The sequence below is a fragment of the Eisenbergiella sp. OF01-20 genome, from assembly GCF_003478085.1.
GTDB lineage: Bacteria > Bacillota > Clostridia > Lachnospirales > Lachnospiraceae > Eisenbergiella.
Map to the genome: position 1 here is coordinate 96,424 of NZ_QUES01000001.1, position 23,689 is coordinate 120,112.

22 protein-coding genes are annotated in these 23,689 nt (G+C 47.7%); 16 read left to right on the plus strand and 6 right to left on the minus strand.

Annotation, left to right across the window (positions count from 1 at the left end):
* The first annotated feature begins 1 nt into the window (after nt 1).
* Nucleotides 2-910, plus strand: a complete 909-nt coding sequence (locus tag DXA36_RS00465) for a conjugal transfer protein (protein WP_118675731.1) — start codon at nt 2-4, stop codon at nt 908-910.
* Nucleotides 911-960: 50 nt separating this feature from the next.
* Here DXA36_RS00465 and DXA36_RS00470 read toward each other — a convergent pair whose 3' ends face one another.
* Nucleotides 961-1,803, minus strand: a complete 843-nt coding sequence (locus DXA36_RS00470; RefSeq protein ID WP_182478851.1) for a LysR family transcriptional regulator — start codon at nt 1,801-1,803, stop codon at nt 961-963.
* A 133-nt stretch (nt 1,804-1,936) separates the two neighbouring features.
* Between DXA36_RS00470 and DXA36_RS00475 the strand changes: the two genes are divergently transcribed.
* Nucleotides 1,937-2,461, plus strand: a complete 525-nt coding sequence (locus DXA36_RS00475) for a DUF4865 family protein (RefSeq protein WP_118675733.1) — start codon at nt 1,937-1,939, stop codon at nt 2,459-2,461.
* Between the two features lie 49 nt (nt 2,462-2,510).
* On the opposite strand, the gene DXA36_RS00480 is transcribed toward DXA36_RS00475, so the two are convergent.
* Nucleotides 2,511-2,864, minus strand: coding sequence for a helix-turn-helix domain-containing protein (locus tag DXA36_RS00480; RefSeq protein ID WP_118675734.1), 354 nt, complete (start codon nt 2,862-2,864; stop codon nt 2,511-2,513).
* A 594-nt stretch (nt 2,865-3,458) separates the two neighbouring features.
* On the opposite strand from DXA36_RS00480, the gene DXA36_RS00485 reads away from it, so the two are divergent.
* The 3 genes from DXA36_RS00485 to DXA36_RS00495 all read left to right on the plus strand — a co-directional run bounded on the left by DXA36_RS00485 (nt 3,459) and on the right by DXA36_RS00495 (nt 4,842).
* The gene (locus DXA36_RS00485; protein ID WP_021636445.1) at nt 3,459-3,881 is read left to right on the plus strand and encodes a sigma-70 family RNA polymerase sigma factor; all 423 of its coding nucleotides are present in this window, start codon (nt 3,459-3,461) and stop codon (nt 3,879-3,881) included.
* Nucleotides 3,878-4,114 carry a helix-turn-helix domain-containing protein gene (locus DXA36_RS00490; protein ID WP_118675735.1) on the plus strand — a complete coding sequence of 79 codons (237 nt, stop codon included), beginning with the start codon at nt 3,878-3,880 and terminating at the stop codon, nt 4,112-4,114. Before DXA36_RS00485 ends, DXA36_RS00490 begins: the two co-directional genes overlap by 4 nt.
* Before the next feature lie 518 nt (nt 4,115-4,632).
* On the plus strand, nt 4,633-4,842 hold the full coding sequence (locus DXA36_RS00495; RefSeq protein WP_118675736.1) for a hypothetical protein: 210 nt from the start codon (nt 4,633-4,635) through the stop codon (nt 4,840-4,842).
* Here the strand turns inward: DXA36_RS00495 and DXA36_RS34360 are convergent.
* Genes DXA36_RS34360 through DXA36_RS00510 form a run of 3 tightly spaced genes read right to left on the minus strand, consistent with a single transcriptional unit; the run spans nt 4,813 to nt 6,741 of the window.
* Nucleotides 4,813-5,010, minus strand: coding sequence for a helix-turn-helix domain-containing protein (locus DXA36_RS34360; RefSeq protein ID WP_117450229.1), 198 nt, complete (start codon nt 5,008-5,010; stop codon nt 4,813-4,815). The two genes, DXA36_RS00495 and DXA36_RS34360, sit on opposite strands and share 30 nt — an antisense overlap.
* 8 nt (nt 5,011-5,018) lie before the next feature.
* Nucleotides 5,019-6,500, minus strand: coding sequence for a ferrous iron transporter B (locus DXA36_RS34145; RefSeq protein ID WP_118675737.1), 1,482 nt, complete (start codon nt 6,498-6,500; stop codon nt 5,019-5,021).
* Nucleotides 6,490-6,741, minus strand: coding sequence for a FeoA family protein (locus tag DXA36_RS00510; protein WP_118675738.1), 252 nt, complete (start codon nt 6,739-6,741; stop codon nt 6,490-6,492). Before DXA36_RS00510 ends, DXA36_RS34145 begins: the two co-directional genes overlap by 11 nt.
* A gap of 271 nt (nt 6,742-7,012) precedes the next feature.
* Between DXA36_RS00510 and DXA36_RS00515 the strand changes: the two genes are divergently transcribed.
* From DXA36_RS00515 to DXA36_RS00560, 10 genes are all read left to right on the plus strand, one after another.
* Nucleotides 7,013-8,479: an arylsulfatase gene (locus tag DXA36_RS00515; RefSeq protein ID WP_118675739.1), complete on the plus strand. Its 1,467-nt coding sequence runs from the start codon at nt 7,013-7,015 to the stop codon at nt 8,477-8,479.
* An 84-nt stretch (nt 8,480-8,563) separates the two neighbouring features.
* Nucleotides 8,564-10,630: a lysine--tRNA ligase gene (gene lysS / locus DXA36_RS00520; RefSeq protein WP_118675740.1), complete on the plus strand. Its 2,067-nt coding sequence runs from the start codon at nt 8,564-8,566 to the stop codon at nt 10,628-10,630.
* 116 nt (nt 10,631-10,746) lie between these two features.
* Nucleotides 10,747-13,191, plus strand: a complete 2,445-nt coding sequence (locus tag DXA36_RS00525) for an ATP-binding cassette domain-containing protein (protein WP_118675741.1) — start codon at nt 10,747-10,749, stop codon at nt 13,189-13,191.
* Between the two features lie 2 nt (nt 13,192-13,193).
* Complete coding sequence (locus tag DXA36_RS00530; protein ID WP_118675742.1) at nt 13,194-14,216, plus strand: S66 family peptidase; 1,023 nt, start codon at nt 13,194-13,196, stop codon at nt 14,214-14,216.
* 169 nt (nt 14,217-14,385) lie between these two features.
* The gene (locus DXA36_RS00535; RefSeq protein ID WP_118675743.1) at nt 14,386-15,372 is read left to right on the plus strand and encodes a LacI family DNA-binding transcriptional regulator; all 987 of its coding nucleotides are present in this window, start codon (nt 14,386-14,388) and stop codon (nt 15,370-15,372) included.
* 252 nt (nt 15,373-15,624) lie between these two features.
* A complete protein-coding gene (locus DXA36_RS00540) occupies nt 15,625-17,013 on the plus strand; it encodes an extracellular solute-binding protein (protein ID WP_182478852.1) in 1,389 nt (462 codons plus the stop codon).
* Nucleotides 17,014-17,104: 91 nt separating this feature from the next.
* Nucleotides 17,105-18,004 (plus strand): carbohydrate ABC transporter permease, encoded by a 900-nt coding sequence (locus DXA36_RS00545; RefSeq protein WP_182478853.1) that lies wholly within the window; start codon nt 17,105-17,107, stop codon nt 18,002-18,004.
* An 11-nt stretch (nt 18,005-18,015) separates the two neighbouring features.
* Nucleotides 18,016-18,852, plus strand: coding sequence for a carbohydrate ABC transporter permease (locus DXA36_RS00550; protein ID WP_118675746.1), 837 nt, complete (start codon nt 18,016-18,018; stop codon nt 18,850-18,852).
* A 48-nt stretch (nt 18,853-18,900) separates the two neighbouring features.
* Complete coding sequence (locus DXA36_RS00555) at nt 18,901-20,529, plus strand: alpha-N-arabinofuranosidase (protein ID WP_118675747.1); 1,629 nt, start codon at nt 18,901-18,903, stop codon at nt 20,527-20,529.
* A 16-nt stretch (nt 20,530-20,545) separates the two neighbouring features.
* The gene (locus DXA36_RS00560; protein ID WP_118675748.1) at nt 20,546-22,069 is read left to right on the plus strand and encodes an alpha-N-arabinofuranosidase; all 1,524 of its coding nucleotides are present in this window, start codon (nt 20,546-20,548) and stop codon (nt 22,067-22,069) included.
* A 113-nt stretch (nt 22,070-22,182) separates the two neighbouring features.
* On the opposite strand, the gene DXA36_RS32770 is transcribed toward DXA36_RS00560, so the two are convergent.
* Nucleotides 22,183-22,326 (minus strand): hypothetical protein, encoded by a 144-nt coding sequence (locus DXA36_RS32770; RefSeq protein WP_182478854.1) that lies wholly within the window; start codon nt 22,324-22,326, stop codon nt 22,183-22,185.
* A gap of 237 nt (nt 22,327-22,563) precedes the next feature.
* Between DXA36_RS32770 and DXA36_RS00565 the strand changes: the two genes are divergently transcribed.
* The gene (locus tag DXA36_RS00565; protein ID WP_118675749.1) at nt 22,564-23,559 is read left to right on the plus strand and encodes an NYN domain-containing protein; all 996 of its coding nucleotides are present in this window, start codon (nt 22,564-22,566) and stop codon (nt 23,557-23,559) included.
* The last annotated feature ends 130 nt before the right edge of the window (nt 23,560-23,689 follow it).

Consider the following 23,689-nt stretch of genomic DNA (forward strand, 5'->3'; position numbering starts at 1 on the left):
CATGATTCAAATAAGAAAAAAAGAAAACCAGAAACAGCCAAAAGAAAAGAAGCCCCGTGTCTATAAGGCGAATATCCACAAGCGGATTGTAATTGCCCTGTGGGTGCTGCTGGCGGTCAGCTTCTGCTTTGCAGTGTATAAGAATTTCACGGCGATTGACGTACATACTATCCATGAAACAAAGGTCATTGAGGAAAAAATCATTGATACCCATAAGATAGAGAACTTTGTAACAAACTTTGCAAAAGTCTATTATTCATGGGAGCAGACGGCGGCTTCCATTGATAGCAGGGAGAACGCCATCAAGAATTATCTGACGGGAGAATTGCAGGTACTTAATACCGATACCATCCGCAAAGATATTCCCGTGTCCTCGGCAGTTAACGGGGTGCAGATATGGTCTGTCACACAGGCGGATGAAAACCAGTTCTCCGTGATTTTCACTGTGGAACAGTTAATCACGGAGAACGGAAGCACAAAGTCGGTGCGCTCCGCTTATGAAGTCACGGTATATGTGGATAGCTCTGGAAACATGGTTCTCACGAAGAATCCAACCATCACCAGCATACCCGTGAAATCCGGCTACACGCCAAAGGCAAAGGAAAGCGACGGAACGGTGGACGCTGTGACGACTGACGAAATCAACGAATTTCTGACGACGTTCTTTAAGCTCTACCCAACCGCAACTGCAAAAGAACTGTCCTATTATGTGAACGAGGGCGTGTTAAAGCCTATTGGGAAGGATTATGTATTCTCGGAACTGGTAAACCCTATCTACAACCGCAGCGATAGTCAAGTGACAGTTTCCGTGGCTGTGAAGTACCTTGACCAGCAGACAAAAGCAACACAGGTATCACAGTTTGATTTGGTGCTGGAAAAGAGCGGGAGCAACTGGAAAATTATAGATTAAATAGAGAAAGAATAAGGCAGATAATCGCTTACAGATTTCTGCCTTATTCTTTATTGATAACAAGTTAGACTTTCTATTATTTCTTTAAATGTTATAAAATCTGACGGAAAAGAATCTTTATGAATCCATATATTGATTGTGGTAGGCTCTACCTCTGGTATATCAAACTTATTTACAGTTAATTTATTTCGTAATACATTCTTGGGAAGCAATGAAATCCCCCCTCCGGCAGCAACCATGTTGATAATAGATTCTACTGTATCAAGTTCTATTATCTTGAATGATGCAGATTCACGTAAGAATAAATCCGTTAATATTTTGCGATATGGGCAGGTCTTTAAGTTGTTAATAACTATTGGTAACTGCCATATTTGGGAAATAGATTCACAATATTTAGGTGTTATAATAGAAAGATATTCTCTGGTTTTAAAAATACATTGTGCATTCGTGAATACATGAGGGTCATTCGTGATAACACAATCTAATAACTTTTGCCCTAGCTGTTTATCCATTTCTTGCTGATTAGAAGTATTTATTGAAAGATTGATATTAGGAAATTTTTTTTGGTATTCAATCAAACATTGAGGAAGTAAATATCCGGCTATTGTTTGAGTTGCTCCAATTTTTAATTGTCTAATATCTCTATGGAATGTATATAAAGTCTTATCCAGTAATGATATAATTTGTTCGGCGTATTGCAATAATCTTTCTCCGTCTTCGGTCAGCGTTACACCCTTATTATGCCGTATTAACAAAGTGGTGTTTAATTCATTTTCTAATTTTTTAATGTGAGCCGTGATGTTGGATTGCACATAACCCATATTTTCGGCAGCTCTTGATATATTTTTAGTACGTGCAACTTCTCTGAAAATCCTTAATTCTAAACTTTCCATACCATATCCTCCATCACTTAAAATGATGACAACCATCTTTAACAACTATTATACATCATGCAGGAGCAAATGTATAATAAAAGTGTAAGTAGAAAGCTGCTTACAGGGTGATGTGAATTGAGGAGGGATAAATATGATTGCAATGCAATATAAAATTTTTTTACCGGATGATTATGATATGGATAACATAAGGCAACGTGTAAAAAATAATGGTCATAAGACAGACGGCTTTCAAGATTTAATGTTTAAAGCATATCTAATTAAGGAAAAAGATGGTACATCTGAAAGCCATAACGAATATTCACCTTTATACCTATGGAAAGATAGTGGAGGAATGAATAAATTTATTTTTGAGGGCTTCTATAACAATATTTTACAATCCTTTGGTTGGCAGAAAATAAATATTGGTATTCCGCTTTTATGTGATTTGGGTAAGGAATTTAATAATTCTCAATATGCTATGGAAATTGAAAATGATGTTTCACCAACGAATCAAATGTCACCATTAAACTTCTTAGAAACTTCTGAAAGTTGTTTAGGTAAAGTGTTAATATATAACCCTGATAAATGGAAATATGTAGAGTATCGTTTTTATGAGAGAGAACCAAAAAAAACATTAAATAATAAAATATATCAAATACTTCATTTATCAGTATAAAGAAAGTTTGCAATTAAGTGACAAAATAAGAGAAGCAGGGAACATTTGGTTATTCCTCTGCTTCTTTCGCTTTACTTATACCATTTGCCAGAGCTTCCATAAGCATTAATTCTTTATCCGTAAAATTTTCTATCTGTTTTTCTATCTGCCTACGTCTGGTGCTCTTTACCAGATTAGTGTTAGGTAAGAAAAACTCGTCAACGGACACGTTCAATAAAGATACAAGGTCATAAAGTACCTGTAAACTGGGGTGTTGCCCCTTGTTCTCAATATTGGTTAAATAGCGTGGGTCAATCTCAATCATTGCGCCCACCTGTTCACGGGTTAAACCTCGCTTTTTACGGGCTTCTTTTATCGCAAGCCCAAACGTTTTAAAATCGTATTTATCTTCTTTTTTACGCATAATAAACCACCTACTTACATTTTACTGTTCCTGTTCAATAAGTAACAGGTATGGAAAAACGTATTATAAGGTTTTATAGTTCCTATTGTGTGATTTATACAAAAAAGTATACTGCCAGACGGCAAATAAAAAAAACCGTTTTCTGGCAGCATGATTTTCTTGTGTCAAAATCAGTTTCATATCCAGACGACGGTTTGAAGAAAGCCGCCGTCTTTTTGTTTGTTAAATGAAATCCACGGAGGATGTGTTGAAGTCAGCTATGAAAGCTCGGCGGTTTGTAAGGGGATAGCCGCCATGCACGATACAATCATTCGACATAATTCTACAAATGGTACGTCATTAAAAAAAGCCATTCTCCTACATTAGATAAAAATGCCTACCTATATGGTTTTTTGCAATACATAGCAGGTACTAATGAAGCACATAAGCAGATTGTAAAGTCTGTTTGTGTGCTTTTTTGGTTGCCGAAAACTTTTCTTAAAGTTTCTTTGCCAGTAATGCAACTGGCAGCCCTTTCGTGTCGGGACTTAGTGCGAAAGGGGGCAAAGGAGTTCGATTCACTCCCTTTCATGGCAAGAAAGGGGGTGAGATACTATGAAGCCATCTTCTTTTCAGACAACTATTGAGAATCAGTTTGATTATATCTGCAAGCGTGCTATGGACGACGAGCGCAAGGACTATATGAAAGCCCTGTCCAGGCAGTCCAAACGGGAAACGCTGTTTTCCGATATGGGCGATTACCTCGTCAGTCAGTTTGCAACTGTGGACAGCTACCCATCTGATTTTCATATCTTCACGCTGAATGATTCCACAGTCGGAGTAGAAAGCGATTTATTAAGCGAAGCATTACGGAATCTGACGGACAAGAAGCGTGAAATCATCTTGCTGTATTATTTTATGGATATGAACGACACAGAAATTGCAGACCTGCTAAAGCTGAACCGTTCCACGGTTTACCGTCATAGAACCAGCGGACTTGCCTTTATCAAAGAATTTATGGAGGAAAACGAAGAATGAAGACTACATATTCCATGATTCCTTTTCCTGTCATTGTGGCAGCGACGGACGGCGATACAGAAGCTATCAACCAGATTGTAAAGCATTACAGCGGCTTTATCGCCAAACGCTCCCTCCGCTCCATGAAAGACGAATACGGGAATCAGCACATGGTCGTGGATGAAACCTTACGCCGCAGGATGGAAACCAGACTGATTGCGAAGATTTTATCCTTTGAAATCGGAGAAGAATAAAACATTTTCCCTTTCGTGGAAGCGTGTTGATATGCTTCACGCTTCCCGAATGGGGATGTTTGCCGCCCTATCAAAGCATATTGCCGTCAGTATGCTTTGACAGGCTGACAAGCCGTTGTTCCTTGAAAACTGAATAAAGCAATCGAATACGTTTCGATAGGGAAAGAGCCGACGGGCTGACACGCCATGACCCCGAAAGGAGGGATGAAAAACGAGCGATTCACGCCAGCGTTCCGTATGCAGCTTTTGGCAGAGCTGCCGCCATGACCTCCCTATCGTGATAATGATACTCCCGTACAGCCACAGTCCGAGCGTGAAAGAACCGTCGCAGGCAAAGGGTACGGCTGCATGAGAACCATGCAGGGGTGGGATTCCCGTGAGCTATGCCAGAGCTGTTCGATTTGCTTATGACATAAAATGAAGCTGCACCAGAATCGGACAGCTTCATAAGATGGAATAGGACATACAGACATTTTCATAACATAAAGTGTCTGGTATTTATCGAAAGGAGGGCGTGAATGAAAAGAAACTGTATTCAGAATGTTATCATCCATGTTCCAGAAAATATGGATTTTCACGCCCTTTCCGATAAAATCAATGAGTTTCATTTAGAGGTGGTGGAACGCAGGTTAAACAGTTCTAACCTAACGAAGGAAGAAAAGATAACCGTTATTGATAAAATACTGGATAACCTAAAATCACGTGAGCTTGATGGAATCATCAAATAAGTGTTTGTGAAGCCGCCATACATTGTAAGGTGGCTTTGCTTGTTTTTGTTCCCAGCTACGAAGTGTAAAATGCTTTACGCCCATAAGCTGTGCAAGCTCCTGTTGTGTGATATGGTTTTTCTTGCGATAGGCTTTCATCTTTGAAGCCCAATCGCCAAAGTCATACATTGGTACAGTTAATTCGGCTGTTTCTTCATTGTCAGCGCCGAGGAACAATTTTGTTTCCCTTTGTATGGTGGTGGAAAACGGCCATTGCAGGGAACAAAATTGTTGGTAAGGATAGCGATAAGCCGTTCCCTGGGGGAGTCTATAATTCGGCATCCGGTAACCCCCGCCGCATTGCAGCCAAACCCCATGCACATCGTAAGAGCCTGTTTGCCGCAGGCGGAACAATTTTTAAAACACCGATCCAGATTGAAAGCAACCCGGGGCAGATAACCGAAGTCCTCCAGTAAGGTAAACAACGGGAAAAAAATAGCCATGGGAGGCAGCATGACGGAAACCACCCATGCGATAACCCGGTATACGCCGTGTACCAGCAGCCCGGTAAGGGCGCCGGGAATGCCTGCCGCAGTAAATAACGCGGCCAGCTGATCCTCCAGTCTGAAAAGAAACGTTGCCAGCAGGGCGGACGGGTAGTTGGCGCCTGTTATGGTAATCCAGAAGATCCCCAGAAGGAGCAGCAGCATAATAGGGAAACCGGTGACTCTGCTTGTAAATATATGATCCAGCCTCCGGTCGGTTTTGTCACAGCCTTCTTCCGGATAGAACACAACACCGCGGCATAACCGCTCGGCTGTCCGGACAAAAGCCGCAGCCAGATCGTCGTGAAGCTGTTCCCGGCTGATTCCCCGGTTCCGAAGAAACGCATGGATTTCCTCCAGTGTAACGGATATTTCAGGCTCGGCAGCAGGATCCAGATCCAGTCCGGCCTTGAGAGACATCAGCAGGTTTTCATTAGCATCCAGCAGACGTGCGGCAAGCCAGCGTGGGGAAGGCAGAGAGGCTGTTTCTCCTCCCCGTGCGGCATAAAGCTTTTTTATACGGGGTACAAGAAGGGAGAGGGCTTCTTCCACATATTCCGGATACACGACCAGAGGATAATTCCTGCTGTCCGGATTCCCGGAAGCTGCCGCAAGTCCGGGCAAGACAGGGGGGAAAAGTGTTTCCTCCAGATTTTCCAGCAGATCTTCAAGGCCTTTATTGCTGCGTGCGGCGGCACCTGTCACCGGGACATGAAGCCGGGATGCCAGCAGGGGAAGATCCAGCCTTATTTTTTTCTTTTTTGCTTCATCCAGCAAATTGACGCATACCAGTACCGGCCGGCCGGCTTCTATGATCTGCAGGACCAGGTTCAGGTTGCGTTCCAGACAGGTGGCATCGCAGACTACGATAACCGCGTCCGGTTCACGGAAGCAGATGAAATCCCTTGCGATTTCCTCTTCTGCCGAATGGGCCATGAGGGAATAGCAGCCGGGTATATCCACAAGCGTATAACAATGCTCGTGGAAGGTACAGGTTCCCCTGGCATTAAGGACGGTCTTGCCGGGCCAGTTGCCTGTATGCTGCTTCAGGCCGGTAAGGGCATTGAAAATCGTGCTTTTTCCCACATTGGGATTCCCGGCCAGGGCGATGGTTGCAGAAGACTTATCGGTCATGGGAACCCCCCTTTTTCAAAAGGATATGGCCGGCATCCTCCTCACGCAGGGCGATAACCGCTTCCCGTATCCGATATGCGGTGGGATCGCCCAATGGGCTTCGCTGGAGGCAGGTTACGGTGGTTCCGGGGATGAAGCCCATATCCTGAAGCCTCCTCCGCATTTCCCCCTGTGCCGTCAATTGGGTGATTACGGCTGAAAGGCCGGGAGACAGCCGTGACAGCGAGAATGTTTCCGTCATATGTTTCCTCCTTTTTTGCTGCCGGAGGACTCCAGGCGGACGGTTGCTGGAGCAGAGAGTACAAACTGAATAAAGGCCTCCGACGTATCATTCCAATTTAATATATGCAGGGGAAAAGATTGCGTGCTTTTGCCGGACCCGGAAGAGATAGAAACGGGAGCGCCGGTCTCCAGTGGAAATAATGGGCACTATGGGATAAAAAAACGGGAAGGGGTTGGCATTTCCTGAAATATAAGATAAAGTAAAAGTTAGAGAAAGGAGTAAAGAAGAAATGGGTAAGGAGAAAAAAAGGAAAAACATAGTGCTGCTGATGACGGATCAGCTGAGAGGGGATTGTATGGGCTGCGCGGGCCATCCGGATGTAAAGACACCTTATCTGGATACCCTGGCTTCCAAAGGAATGCGCTTTACCAATGCCTACTCGGCATGCCCTTCCTGTGTGCCGGCCAGGGCGGCGCTGCACACGGGGCTGACCCAGGAATCCCACAGACGGGTGGGCTACTCGGATGGTATTGCGTGGCGGTATCCCTCAACAATGGCCGGGGAACTGACAAAAGCGGGCTATTATACCCAGTGCGTGGGGAAAATGCATGTGGATCCGCTGCGTAACTATCTGGGGTTCTGCCATGTGGAGCTGCATGACGGTTACCTCCATTATTACCGGGATCCGGAGATAGCCTACCGGGAAAACCAGAAGCAGGCCGATGATTATTTTCATTGGCTGAAGCAGGAAAAGGGAATTGACTGTGATGTGACAGACACCGGACTGGAGTGCAATTCCTGGGTGGCAAGACCATGGATTTACGAAGAAAAATACCATCCGACCAATTGGGTCACGGATCGTTCCATCGATTTTCTGCGCAGAAGGGATCCGGATATGCCTTTTTTCCTTTTTGCCTCTTATCTCCGACCGCACCCCCCGTTCGATGCACCCCAGTGCTATTTTGATATGTACAGGGGAAAGGAACTTACGCCCCCCGCCGTGGGAGACTGGTGCGGGGAAGAAGCGCTTCGTGAACGGGGAAGGATCTTCGATTCGGATACCGGTCCGCTGGATCCGGAACTGATCCGCGAAATGCAGATTGGCTATTATGCCTGCGTAACCCATCTGGATCATCAGATAGGACGGCTCCTGCAGGCCCTGATTGAAAATAAGCTGTATGAGGATACGATCATTCTGTTTGTTTCCGACCACGGGGAGCTTTTAGGCGATCATCATCTGTTCCGGAAAAGCCGCGCTTACCAGGGCAGCAGCCGGATACCGTTCCTCCTTTCCGGCGGCGGTTTTACTCCCGGCAAAGCGGGAAGCGTCAGCAGGGAGCTGGTGGAGCTGCGGGATGTGATGCCTACGGTGCTGGAGGCAGCAGGCGTCCCGATCCCGGACAGCGTGGAAGGTATCAGCCTGTGGAACACCGCGCAGGAAGAGGACGGCACCGTGCCCCGGGAATATCTTCACGGAGAGCATGCCCTGGGTATGGCCTCCAGCCAGTGGATCATCACCCGGGAGGAAAAGTATATCTGGTATTCCCAGACGGGTGAAGAACAGTATTTCCGGATCGATGAGGATGAAAACGAACTTCATAACCTGATTCACGAGGAGGCCTGCCGGGAACGGGTGGATGCCCTGCGTGCCCTGCTGATCCGGGAGCTGGAAGGCAGAGAAGAAGGCTTCGTACAGGAGGGCAGGCTGGTAACCGGATGCGATCCTATTGTCTGGCTGACAAAGGATCGGCTATGAATTGACAATTTCTTAAGAAAATGATACATTAAAACTCAGTATATCAGCATTAAAAAAGAAAAATCTGAGAGGTACAAGAAAATTATGCATTGGTCTGACAGAATTGCGCAGGAAATTATCAGGCGCCGTCCTGATAAAGAGGAATATGTATGTGCGGCAGGTATCAGCCCTTCCGGTTCCATCCATATTGGAAATTTCAGAGATATCGCTACCAGCTATTTTGTGGTAAAAGCGTTGAGACGCCAGGGAAAGAAAGCAAAGCTTCTTTTTTCCTGGGATGAATTTGACAGACTCCGTAAAATACCGGTGAATGTTGCCAAACTTCCCCGCCCCGAAGGGGAAAGGCCCTGGGAGGAATATATCGGCTATCCCTATGTGGACGTGCCCAATCCTTTTGATGACGGCTGTCCCAATTATGCCAAGCATTTTGAGGATGAATTCGAAGAAGCCATGGAGCGTTTCGGCATCCATATGGATTACCGTTACCAGGCACAGATGAACCGTTCCGGAAAATATGCGGAATATGTAATTCAGGCTCTGAAGAAGCGGGGAGAGATCTTTGATATCCTTGACGGATTCCGTACCCAGGCGGCCCAGGAAGGAGAGCGGGAGGCTTATTATCCGGTAAGCATTTACTGCCCTCACTGCAAAAAAGATACCACCAGGATTCTATCCCTTTCCGGGGACTGCACCGTTGCGGAATATGAGTGCGCCTGCGGTCACAAAGGAACCTTTGATTTTACCAAAGATTTTAACTGCAAGCTGGCTTGGAAGATTGACTGGCCTATGCGCTGGATGTACGAAGGCGTGGATTTTGAGCCGGGCGGAAAGGATCATGCAAGCCCGGGCGGCAGCTACGATACCAGCCGCGTGATTTCCCAGAAGATTTTCGGCTATGAAGCCCCTATATTCCAGGGCTATGAATTTATCGGCATCAAGGGTGCAACCGGTAAGATGTCCGGCTCTTCAGGGCTGAACCTGACACCGGATACCCTGCTGAAGCTGTACCAGCCGGAAATGATCCTCTGGCTGTATGCCAGGTCGGAACCCACCAAGGCTTTTGATTTCTGCTTTGATGACGGGATTCTGCGGCAGTATTTTGAGTTTGACAAGCAGTATAATGATTTTGTGGATGGGAAAGCGGACGAATTCCTCACTAACGTTATGGCGAACTGCCTGCGGGAAGAGGAAGAAGGACAGCCCGGCTATAAGAAGATTGAAACCGTGCCCATGAGCCTTCTCGTACAGCTTGGGTCCGTGGTGGATTTCAATGTCCCTATGCTGGAAACCGTATTTGAAAAGATCGGTCAGCCCTTTACCTTTGACCAGTTCAAAGACCGGCTGGAACGTGCGAAATACTGGCTGGAGCAGTGTTCGCCGGAAAATGTGAACCGTCTGAGACCGTACAGGAACTGGGAGGTGTATGAAGCCCTTTCCGAAGAGGAAAAGAAGGAAATTGCCCTTCTTCATGCTTATATTAAAAAGGGAGGCTACAGCCTGGATGAACTGAACCAGGAATTGTATGCTATCCCTAAGCAGGTAATGGGAGAACTGGAGGACGCAAAGGAACTGAAGAAAATTCAGGGCCGGTTTTTCAAAAATGTATACCGTCTCCTGATCGACAAGGAAAAAGGACCCCGTCTGTACCTGTTCCTTTATGCAATTGAGCCGGATAAATATGTGAATCTGCTTGATTTCTCAACCCCTAAGACCGAAGAAGAGCAGCAGCTACAGGCAATGGAATCCGCTCCTTCCACGGAAGAAACGGAAAAGGCCGGGAAGCAGGTACCGCTCGGCGATCCGGATCCCGTCGAACCCATCCGTGAGGAAATTACCATTGATGACTTCGGCCGGATGGATATGCGTGTATGCAAAATCCTGAAATGTGCGGAAATCAGGAAATCCCACAGCTGTTATAAACTCACCCTGTCTGACGGGCTGAAGGAGCGTGTGATTGTGTCCAGTATTAAGAGCTATTACACACCGGAAGAAATGGTAGGAAAGAAGATTATTGTGATTGCCAATCTGAAACCTGCCAGATTTGCCGGAGTTACCAGCGAAGGAATGCTGTTGGCGGCTACGAACAATGCCTGCGGCTGTCAGGTGATCTTTGTGGATGATATCGTGCCGGAAGGAACAAGAATCTGCTGATACCGGAACAGAGGGTGAAAAGCCCCGGAAATATTTATTTCCGGGGCTTTTCCCATCATCCAAAGGGACGCCTGTTCTTTGCAGATTCAGCTGTGAAAGGACAATAAGGAGTAAACATGCGGAATATAACAATAACGGGAGCGCGGGAAGGTAATTTAAAAAACATCTCCCTGGAAATCCCCAGAGGCAGGCTGGTAGTGCTCACAGGAGTGTCCGGTTCCGGAAAGACCACACTGGCTATGGATGTGCTGTATAACGAATGTCAGAGACAGTATCTGGAGGCCATGGCTTTTCAGGGCATCAGTAAGCCGGAGGTGGAATCTGTACAGGGTGCATCCCCGGCCATTCAGATTTCCCAGAACGGCTTTGGCCGCAATCCGCGCTCTTCGGTGGGTACGGTTACTAACATTTATACGGATCTGCGCATGATTTTTGAGAAATTAGGAAAGCGTACCTGCCCATTCTGCGGCAGCGCCATTTATTCCGGAGAATGCAAAGAGGAGACGGAGAAGCTGGGGGAGGATTTCCGGGTTTATATGTACTGCAGCAGCTGCGGCAGACGTATGGATAAGCTGACACGGACCTGGTTTTCCTTTAATACCAGGGAAGGGGCCTGTCCTGTCTGCCAGGGTATGGGGAAAGTGATGGCTGTCCGGGAAGGGAATGTACTGCATGAGGATCTTTCCCTGGAAGAGGGGGCGGTGGATTATTGGGAGAGCAGATATGGAGAATACCAGACCCAGGCACTCTATGCCGCTTTTTCCCACTATGGCATCTCCTTTCAGCCGGGTACCGCCGTGAAGGATTTTACGCCTCTGCAGAAGGCGATCCTCTGCTATGGTGTGGAGGACAGCCGGGTAAAAGAGGCTTTTCCGGACATCAATCCGCCTAAAACCGTTGCGGGAGGCCGGGTGGAGGGATGCTTTCCTATTCTGTGGCGCAGACTGTCGGAAAAACAGGGAAATCTGGATAAAAAAGAACGTTATTTCGAGGAAAGAGAGTGCCCCGAATGCCATGGGGAACGGCTTGGAAAAGTAAGCCGTCAGGTAACGGTAATGGATACCAGACTGCCGGAACTGGCAGTGCTTTCTCTGGAAGAGCTATATGACTGGTTAACCCGGCTGGCAGGACAGATGAAAGAGAACGAGGCCGCCCTGACTCGTGTTTATGTCCAGGATCTGCAGACAAAAATAAGCCGGCTCATCCGTGCCGGCCTGGGATACCTTTCCCTGGACAGACAGACGGGGACTTTGTCCGGGGGAGAGGCACGGCGGCTGAAGCTTGCGGCGGCCCTGGACTCCCGGATCAGCGGAATCATATATATTCTGGACGAGCCGACCGTGGGCCTGCATCCGAAGGATACGGCCGGAGTAATGGATATCCTGAAAAAACTGAAGAGCCTGGGAAATACGGTTCTTGTAATAGAGCATGACACCGATGTGATGAAGGAAGCAGATCAGATCATTGACATCGGCCCGGGAAGCGGCAGGAACGGAGGCTGTGTGGTAGGGCAGGGGAATTGGGACGAATTGCTTTTGCAGGAAAACTCGGTCACCGGGAAGTATCTGAAACAGCCCAAGATCTATCCCTGCCGTTTCCGAACGGGCGGGCCGCAGAAACTATCCATACGGAATGCCAGTATCCATAATCTCAAAGGGATACGGGTGGATTTCCCGACATCCTGCCTTATCGGGGTAACAGGGGTTTCCGGATCGGGAAAGTCCACGCTTATTTTTGATGTCCTGGCAAAAGGGGAAGGCGTGGAGGGAATGCAGTATTTCGACCGTGTTGTTACGGTGGAACAGCATGCCCTCACCCGCATGAAACGTTCCAATATGGCAACCTATTCCGGGGTTTATGAGGGGATCCGTAAGGTGTATGCTTCTTTGCCGGAGGCCAAAAAGGCCGGTCTGGGTGCCGGTGATTTTTCCTTTAATTCCAAAGGCGGCCGGTGTGAAAACTGCCAGGGGCTTGGGTATGTGGTGAGCAATATGCTTTTTTTTGAGGACAGGGAGGTGACCTGTCCTGTGTGCGGCGGCAGACAATTCGCAGATCCGGTGCTGGCGGTAACCTATAAAGGACGTTCTATCCATGATATGCTTCATACCAGTGTGGAAGAGGCGGCCGAATTGCTTGGGGAATATCCGAAGCTTTTGGCTATACTGGCGCTTTTGCAGGAGGTGGGGCTTGGGTATCTGGAGCTGGGGCAGACCCTCACAACGTTGTCGGGAGGAGAAGGACAGCGGCTGAAGCTGGCGGGAGAGCTTTCCGGCAGCCGGGGTGGCCGGGGACTTTATCTTCTGGACGAGCCTACTACGGGACTTCATGCTCTGGATGTGGAACATTTCCTGAAGCTTCTGAACCGGATGGTGGATGCGGGAAATACGGTCATCGTAGTGGAGCATAACCTGCAGCTTATCCGCTGCTGTGATTATATCGTGGACTTGGGGCCGGAGGGAGGCATCCGCGGAGGAGAACTTGTGGCAGCAGGGACACCGCTCGCCATTATGGAGAATCCACGTTCTGTAACCGGAAAATACTTAAAGAAAATGGAGGAATGAATATGAGATATCCGAGTTTTTTACAGGAACAGGGAACTATCGGATTTGCAGCCCCGTCCTTTGGCTGTGCCACCGAGCCTTACAAAACCGCTTTTCTGCATGCGCAGGAAAAGCTGGCCGGTATGGGATATCGGCTGGATTTGGGACCGAACTGCTATGCCCGGGAGGGGATCGGAATCAGCAATACTCCCGAAAAGTGCGGAAGAGAACTGACGGAATACCTTCTTACTGACAAAAATGACATCCTCATCTCCTGCGGAGGAGGGGAGTTGATGTGCGAAACCTTGGATTTCGTAGACTTTGATGCGATCCGGAAAGCACAGCCCAAATGGTATATGGGCTATTCCGATAATACGAATCTGACCTTTCTGCTTACTACGCTCTGCGATACGGCCTCGGTGTACGGGCCGTGTGCAGGATCCTTCGGCATGGAACCCTGGCATGAATCCATTCAGGATGCCCTGGACTTGCTCCGGGGCCGGAAACTGGTCATGAAAGGATATGAAAAATGGGAGAAAGAGCCTTATGAAGCCGATGAAAATCCGCTGGTACCCTATCATTTGACGGAAACGCGGCTCCTCCGCAGCTTTCCGGAAGGAGACAGCACGTTTTCAGGAAGATTGATAGGCGGATGTATGGACTGCCTGGTAACCCTTCTTGGGACCCGTTATGACCGGGTAGCGGACTTTAGCAAAACCTATGAGCAGGACGGCTTCATATGGTTTCTGGAATCCTGTGACCTGAATGTATTCTCCATCCGCCGGGCTGTCTGGCAGATGCAGCACGCGGGCTGGTTCTCTCATGTAAAGGGCTTTCTCATCGGACGTCCCCTGGTATTCGGACAGGAAATGATGGGATTGGATCAGTATCATGCCGTCTATGATTTGCTTAAGGAATACCAGGTACCGGTTATCATGGATGTGGATTTGGGACATCTTCCGCCGATGATGCCTCTGATTACAGGAAGCCTTGCCGCCGTTACGGTACAGGGGAATGAGCTGGAAATAAAAATGGAATTGAAATAAAGCCCTGTACCGGTCAAAGATCCCGCCCCCTTCTCCTTCAGGAAACGGTTCAGTGGAGGAGGGGGCAGGGCTTCTGCCGCTATTTGCGGAAATGGACAATTGTGGTTGACAACGCAGGTAAAAATAGGAATAATAACAAGTGAGTACACGTGAACAGGAGGTCGGGAGAATGGGTGTTACAACGAAGGATTTAGCCCGCATATGCGGAGTTTCAAGAGCTACGATAACCAGGGCTTTGTATGGGACGGGAAGCATTAAAGAGGAAACCAAGAAAAAAATCCTGGATACGGCAAGGGAGCTGGGATATCAGCCGGATCTGATGGCCCGCAGCCTGGTAATGGGAAAAAGCAGGATGATAGGTACCGTCGTTGTGGATTTGCGGAACCAATATTTTCCCAAAATGATAGATGCCATAGAAAAAAGGACCAAGGAATCCTCATATATGCTCAATATTTCCCTTCATGAGGATGATAAGGAGGAGGAAAAAAGACTGATCCAGGCTATGGTCGGCTATCATGCGGACGGCCTGATACTGAACTGCATCAATAAAGACGAAGCTTTCGAAAAAATGCTGGGACAGCTGGGCATCCCCTATGTAATCCTCGGTTACCAGGTTTTCAAAAACAGTCATACGGTAGGGGTGGATGAATACGAAGCGGCATATAAAGGGGTTAATTTTATCTTGGAAAAAGGATATAAAGAGGTCGTGTTCGTGGTCCCTCCGCTGTACGATGCGGACGGGATACCGAATATCGGACATGCCGACCGCAAGAAGGGGTTTGCAGATGCCGCCGAAAAGAGCGGCTGCCGGTATACGATCCTGTACGGAAACGATTACTTGGAAAAGGCACTGGAATATATGCGTCTGAAAGCGGAATCCAAACCGGCTTTTTTCTGCTCAGGAGATACGTTTGCCGGGGAATTGATGAGCTTTTTTTCCCGGAACGGCTATCTGCTTCCCGACGATTACGGCCTGATGGGGTATGACAGGGTCGGCTTTTACCAGGATTTTTCCCCCAGGCTGACTACCGTGGACAACCATGTGGAGCGTATGGGTTATGAAGCTGCCAATATGCTGATTGATATGATTGAAGGCAGGGAGGTTCCGCAGCATATTAAGGTGCCGGTTGCTATCGTGGAGGGACAGACACTATGATGGAATGTGCATAATTTATAAGGAGTACAAAAAAAAGAGAAAAAAATATACAAAAACAACAGGAATAATATTTAAAAAAGCATTGACGGGCGAAAAAAGTTGTGATATATTACAATTATCTAATAAAGGTACACGTGAACATATTAAAGGCTATCCAGAATAAAAAGAGCTTGGGAAAGCCATTTTTTTACAAGCAAAATGTACACGTGTACATTGATGCGGCAATCCGGTTTGATAAAAGGAGGATTTATTATGAGATCAAAGAAACTTGCCCTGCTTTTGAGCACTGTACTGGCAGCTTCCGCGTTGGCAGGCTGCGGCAGCAGCACTGCGCCAAAGGAAGCATCCGTTCCGGCGGCGGACAGCACCGCGGCAGTATCTGAAGAAAGTGCCGGCTCGGGAAACGCTTCGGAAGCGGAAGCCTCAGCACCCATCACCATTGACTTCTGGAATTCCTGGACGGGTTCGGATGGGGATACCCTGGTGGAATTAGTAAAGCAGTTCAATGACGAGAATCCCTGGAGTATTACCGTAAATATGGATATCAGTTCTTCTTTTGCAGAAAAATTGTCCACTTCCCTTCCTACCGGCGATGCAAGTCCCCTGATTCTGATGGGTAACGGCGACCGCTTCAAATATCAGGAATACCTGCTTCCCATCAATGACATCTGGACGAACACCCAACTGAAGGAAGAGGATTTCAATACCAATTCCCTGGATACGGGAAGAATCGGGGAGGATTTGTACTCCCTTCCTTTCCAGAATTCCCTGTATTACATGTACTGGAACAAGGATTTGTTCGAAAAAGCCGGACTGGATCCGGAGGCTCCTCCGCAGAGCTTCGAAGAGTGGACGCAGATGGCAGCCAAGATTACGGATCCGGACAGCAACGTATACGGCTCCGGATTATTCATGTCTTACGGAAATCAGGAGATGTGCCTGATGCAGCAGATGGGCGGACTGGCTGTGGAGGATCAGGGAGACGGTACTTATAAAGTGAATATAGCAGGTAACGAAGGTTATCAGAAATATCTGGAATGGATGAAAGCCCTGTACACCAATGGTGATAACCCCCAGGAAAATGAAATTGATTCCATGTTTAAGGCCGGACAAATCGGTATTATGGTGAATGGTCCCTGGCTCGCTCCCGGCGCGGACGAATCCGGCGTGAATTTCGGAATGTGCAAGATTTTCGGGCAGGAGCCTCTCGGGGATGTGGCCGGTTTCTTTATCACCAGCAGTGCCACGGATGAAGAGAAGCTTGCCTGTGAAAGATTCCTCCAGTGGTGGTATACAGGCAACGAAGGCTGTGCAGTAGAGGATACGGCGGTTTCCACCTGGTCCCTGAAGCTGGGATTCCCCACCACCTATGTCCCTACGGCGGAATGTGACGCTTATAAATCCAATGAAAGGCTTGCCGCCCTTACTCTGGATGATAACAGCAAGGACTCCATCTGGATTACCACCTCTCCGGAATTCAAGGGGTGGGGCGATTTAGTAACGGTTATCGGCAACATGACCCAGGCCGTTGTTTATGATACACCTATCGATGAGGCTATGGCACAGGCACAGGAGGATGCGGAAAAGGCAGTTACCACTTACGAGGGGGCTGACGCGCTTGCAGAGGCTAATACCCCGTAGTAAGCCGCAGCAGCGGAAAGGGAGAATGGGGAAAGTGTTCCGGTTCTCCCTTTCCGTGAAACAGACAATCATTTGGAATGGAGGCGCACCCATGGGGAACAAGTGGAAAAATCTGCGTTCTTACTGGAACAAGCCGCAGAGGGCAGCATATCTTTTCCTGCTGCCTGCGGCAATTTTAATTTTGGTATTCAATATTATCCCGCTCTTTGCATCGTTTGTAATCAGCATGCTGGATATGGGAATATCCTTTGACAGCGCAAAGTTTGTGGGGCTGGATAATTTTAAGGAGGCGCTGACGGACAGGCGCTTTATCAACAGCCTTATCGTAACCATTAAATTTACGGTGATCGAAGTTCCGATCCAGATGGTGCTGGGACTGGTGCTTTCCGCTATGCTCACCAAAAACACATTTACGAATAAGCTGTTCCGGAGTATCTATTTCATTCCGATTGTATGCTCCGCTACTGCCATCGGCATCATGTGGCAGATTATCCTTCATTCAAACGTTGGGCTTATTACCTACTGGGTAAAGCTTCTTGGTTTTGGAAAGGTCAATTTCCTGAATACCCCCGGGCTTACTCTGGGCGTGGTGATCTTTGTATCTGTATGGAGGACCTTCGGAATCTCCACCATTATCCTTATTTCAGCCATGCAGAATGTGCCGGGAGATTATTATGAAGCGGCGGATATCGACGGCGCAGGCAAAATCAGGCAGTTTTTCTCAATTACCCTGCCCTGTATCATGCCTTCCTTCTGGTTCCTGCTGATGACAAGGGTGATTGGTTCCCTTCAGGTATTCGATTTGGTTTTCACTCTCACGGACGGCGGACCGAATTACACCACAGAGACGCTGGTTACCTATGTATATAACCGCGCCTTCGATGTGGGCAACCGGATGGGCTATGCCACAGCTATGTCCGAATTCCTGTTCCTAATCATTATGGTGATAACACTGATACAGTACCGTATTATGAAAAAGACGGAATACTAGGAGGAAAATTAATGAAAAGCAGAAATTTGAAAAGAAAACTGTTTCGGATCCCCATTCTCTTGATTTTCCTTATCCTGGCCGTTATCATGCTGCTTCCTATTATTTGGATGCTGCTCAGTTCCTTCAAACCGGATAATGAAATTATAAAATTCCCGCCGACGCTGTTTCCTTCCTCCTTTACGCTGAAGAATTTCATCAAATGTACACAACGTATCGATATCTGGGTGTATTTGAAGAACTCTTTTGTATATTCCTTCGGAGCCACCCTGCCGTCACTTCTGGTTAATACAATGGCAGGATATGCCTTTGCCAGATATGAGTTTAAGGGGAAAGATATCATATTCGTTATTTTCCTTGCAACGATGATGATTCCCTTCCAGGTCATTATGATCCCTTCTTTCCTGGAGGTCCATGCGCTGGGGATGTACGATAACTATGCCGGGCTGATTATCCCTAAAATAGCGGCGGCGTACTGGATATTTATGATGCGTTCCGCTTTTTCCGGGCTTCCCAGGGAACTGGAGGAGGCGGCGCGGATAGACGGGCTGAATGAATTTGGGATTTATTCCCGTATTATGATGCCTCTTATCAAGCCCGCTCTTGTGACGCTGATCATACTCAGTGTGAACGGAAACTGGAATGATCTGCTCTGGCCCTTGATTATTACCTCCGATTCCAAAATGCGCACCCTGTCAAACGGGCTTGCTCTTTTTGTGGGGGCCAGGACCATCGAGTACGGTGCGGCGTTCGCCGGTGCCGCCATTTCCCTGATCCCTATGCTGATTCTTTACATATTCGGACAGAAATATTTTGTGGAAGGCCAGGCGACAAGCGGTTTAAAGGGCTGACGGACCGGGCCTGTACCCGGCAGCCGGTGCGCTGCGGAAAGGATAATTATGCAAAAAGCGAAGGTAACTGTGCATCCGGATTACCGGATTGGAGAAATTGACAGGCGTCTGTTCGGCGCGTTTCTGGAACCCATCGGGAGCTGGGTATATGGCGGGATATGGAACCCGAAGCATCCCCTTGCCGATGATTACGGCTTCCGGAAGGATATATTGGAAATGACAAAAGAACTGGGTATTCCTGCGGTAAGGATGCCCGGAGGCAATTTTACCTCCGGATGGGAATGGAAGGATTCCATAGGACCCAAAGAAGAAAGAAAAAAGCATCTTGATCTGGCCTGGCGCCAATATGAAACAAATGAAATAGGTCATGATGAATATCTGGAATGGGCCAGACGGGTGAATACCGACCCTCTGTATACGCTGAACATGGGAACCGGGAGCATCGAAGATGCCCTGCACTGTGTGGAATATACCAATCATGAAGGAGGGACCTACTGGTCGGATTTGAGAAAAAAGAATGGTTATGAAAAGCCCCATAAAGTAAAGACCTGGTGCTTGGGAAATGAAATGGACGGTCCGTGGCAGATACGATCCTGGGAAAAGGATCCGAAGGGTTACGGCATAAAGGTTCATGAAACATCAAAAATTATCAAATGGATCGACCCTTCCTGCGAGACCGTTGTGGCAGGTTCATCCACGCCCAACAACAGAACCTATCCGGACTGGGATTTGAAGGTGCTGGGCGAATGCTACGACAGTGTGGATTATTTGTCCCTGCATTATTACCACAGTGCGCCGGAGGGGGATATAGGCGCGTATCTGAATGCTTCCAGTGTATTTGAGGATTTCATTAATACGGAAATAGCAGCGTGCGATTTGATGCAGGCCCATTTCCGTTCGCCCAGGAAAATGATGATTTCCTTTGATGAATACGGCTGTAATTTCAGCCCGCAGAGGCAGACGACCGTAGGCAGGTATGGTGCGGTTGACCGCAGTGCCTATCCCGAATTTTCCGCTCATATCAGCCGGCCCTTCCGTGTAAATGACCCGGCTTCCCCGGAACCGCCGGCACGGGGGGATTTCCTGGAAGCGCTTGCGCTGTCCTCCATATTGATGACTCTTGTACGGCATGCGGATCGTGTCAAAATCGGATGTATGACAGGAGGGCTGTTTGTAATCGGCAGTGATGAAGGACATGTGTGGAAGCAGGCAGGCTATTACCTGTTCGAATCGTTTATCCGGTATGCCAGAGGGATCTCCCTGCGTCCGGCGGTGGAATCTCCTGTGTACTCTGTAAATGGCTTTAACCTGAATGATTTCAACCAGACACCTGCATATACGGGAGTTCCTTTTATCGAATGCTGTGCTTCCCTGGAGGAAGCAAATGGCAGGGCGGCTATATTTCTCCTTAACCGTAACTGGGAAGAAGATATGGAAATAGAACTGGACATCAGCGGTTTTGCCGGGTATTGCATGGAAGGGCATACGGTGATCCATGCGCAGGATCCGCATGCGTATAACAGCTGTGACAACCAGAATGCAGTGATACCGGCGGAAGCGGCGGGTGACAGGCTGAAGGACGGGAAAATCTTTCTGCATGCCCCGGCCCTGTCCCTGCATATCATCCGTTTGGTGAAAGAAAATCTTTGCCCCGCAGGGCGTAATCGTAAAGCTTAGGAGGAAAACAGACATTTTGAAGAACGCAGAGGTTATTTATAACAGAAATTATACAATCGGGGAAGTGGACCGGAGAATGTATGGATCCTTCGTGGAACATCTGGGCCGCTGTGTTTATGACGGGATTTACCAGCCCGGTCATCCCGCGGCAGATGAATACGGTTTCCGCAATGATGTAAAGGAACTGATACGGGAACTGGGAGTAACGGCTATCCGTTATCCGGGAGGAAATTTTGTTTCCGGTTATGACTGGAAGGATGGGATCGGGCCAAAAGAAAATCGGCCGGTAAAAAAAGAAATGGCATGGAACGTCCTGGAAACCAATCAGGTCGGCACGGATGAATTCGCCCGTTTTGCCCGGGAATGCAGCGCCGAAGTACTGATGGCTGTAAATCTGGGAACCGGGACGCCTAAGGAAGCGGCCGAACTGGTGGATTACTGCAATACCGGAAAAGGTACCTTCTGGAGTGACTTACGCCGCAGCAACGGGACAGAAAACCCCCATGGCTTTAAGGTATGGTGCCTGGGAAACGAGATGGACGGAGAATGGCAGATAAACATGCTGAAGGCAGGGGAATATGCCAGAAAAGCAAAGGAAACGGCAAAAATGCTGAAATGGACAGATCCTTCTGCTGAGCTTGTTGCCTGCGGCACCTGTACGAATGAGGTAGGCCATAGTTCTTACGGGGATTGGGATCTGGCTGTTTTAGAGGAAACTTATGAGTATATCGATTACCTGTCCCTGCACCGGTATTATAATTACGACCCCCATAAACAGTTGTTTTACCCCATGCATGACGACGAATCGGATATCCCCTTCTTCTTCCGGGATTTAAAAGATTTTATCCGCACGATAATCAGCGCCTGTGATTTTGTAAAAGGGAAAAAACGCTCGGATAAGACCATTCATATTTCCTTTGACGAATGGGGAGTAATTACCGAAGCCGGAGCGGTGCCAGGGGGCGTGAGCCAGGAATTTGGTTTTGCCAACTTCCGGCAGCTGGATGCGGTGATATACGGCGGCCTCCTCTGCACCTTTTTAAATTATGCCGACAGGGTTAAAATCGCATGCCAGTCCCTGCTGGTAAATGAAGGCGGTATGATAACCACGGATCCCAACGGCAAAGCCATCCGTCAGGCCACCTATTACCCCTTTCAGGATGCAGCGGCATACGGCAGAGGAACTGCGCTTAAGGGAATTGCCAGGATGCCGGTAACAGAAACCGGTCATCACGGAGAACAGGAAACGGTCACGGCAGCCTGTGTGTACAACCAGGAAAAGAAGGAAATCACCGTATTTGCCATAAACTGTGAAATGCAGGAGGAAGTATCCCTGCAGCTTGCTTTTGAACAGTTCGGGGAACTGGAAGGGATAGAATGGCGCGAACTCTATGATAAGGATCCTTATGCAAAAAACACCTTTGACGAGGAGTTCCGTATAGTACCTGCGATAAAAGAACTGCCAGGCACCCAGGACGGCCGCATAACGGTAACATTGAAGGAACATTCCTGGAATGTACTGCGGTTTTGCGCGAAATGACCGTTCAAAGAATCTACAAAAAAGCGGAAGCCTTTTCTGGAAAGGTTTCCGCTTTTTTCAGAGTGTGTCAGCCGGTGATAAAGAATGCAGGGCATATTGTCATCTTAATATCATTATTTCATTAGCGGCGTTCCGAAACGCACTCTCCGGTAAATTTTCTGGATGATAACAACAGGAAGACTGACAACCAGATATACAGTGGAAAGGATTCCTGCAAGGCCACCCACAATCATGATGATAAGCATTCCGATATTCATATATATGTTCCCCTTTTTATTCAGACTTATTAATATCAGACCTATTTTAGCAATGTGCCCGGACAGTGAAAAGGTTTTTGACGGATGCTTAACACAATTCTAGCATCTTATTAGCAGTATCTTAGCGGGGCGCCGCGATAACTTCCTGCCGGTTTGGAAGCCAGCCTCGTGACTTTCCCGAAAAGCTGTGCTATACTTGTTAAGAAAACAAATACCGTGGGTGGGAACGGAGGAACTATGGAACGAGAAGAGGAAGAAAAGAAGCATTTTGCGGTCCTTATAGACGCGGATAATATCAGTGAAAAATATGCTTCAAGTATTTTTAATGAAATTGCGGATTACGGATATGCGTCCTATCGCCGTATTTACGGCAACTGGGCGAAAGGAAACGGCTGGAAGGAGGACACTCTCCTGGAGAATTCCATCAATCCAATCCAGCAGTTCAATTACACAATCGGAAAAAATGCCACGGATATGGCTATGGTCATTGACGCCATGGATATCCTTTATTCCGGCAAGGTGGACGGCTTCTGCCTGGTCACCAGTGACAGTGATTTTACCAAGCTGGCCATGCGTCTGCGGGAAGAACAGATGTATGTAATCGGGATGGGGGAATCCAAAACCCCGCTGGCGCTGACTAAGGCATGCAATAAGTTTATCCATCTGGATTTGATCTCCGGAGAGGTGGAGGACAAGAGCACGGAGAGCATCAAGACAACCGGAAGCGGAAGAAAGCAGAAAACACTGGCTGTTGAGGAGAAGCAGGACAGCACCGTTACTCCTATCAGCGAAATCGAAGAATCTATCATTACCTTTGTGCAGAACAACGAAAATAAAGGAAAGCCGACCTACCTGGGCGAGGTGGGAAGCAGGCTCTGCGATAAGTTCATTGAATTTGATGCCAGAAACTACGGCTACACCAAGCTGGTAACCCTGTTGAAGGACAAGTGTCCCAAGCTTGTTATTAAGCAGGAAGGGACCTCCTATCAGATAGAACTGAAAGAGCAGACGGAGCCGGAAAACCTGGAAAAGGAAATTATTGCTTTCCTGAAACGGAACGACGGGAAGGTGGACAACCTGTCTCTGGTGCTGGAGCAGCTTAAGAAAAAGCATCCGAATTTCAATCTTAACGATTATGGTTACAGCAGGATATCCAGTTTTTTACGCAGTTTTGATAAGATTACGGTACATGGAAATGCACTTATGCTGAAGGAAACGGCGCACAAGAAGTAAGAGAGAAGGAACGATAAGAAAGCCGGGAAGAAAGGAAAATCCCGGCTTTTTATAGTTGTCTCTCTTTTCGTTTGCTATCTTGACACCAATACAAGCAGTCTGTACAATGAATCTGTATGTTTGTCAATGG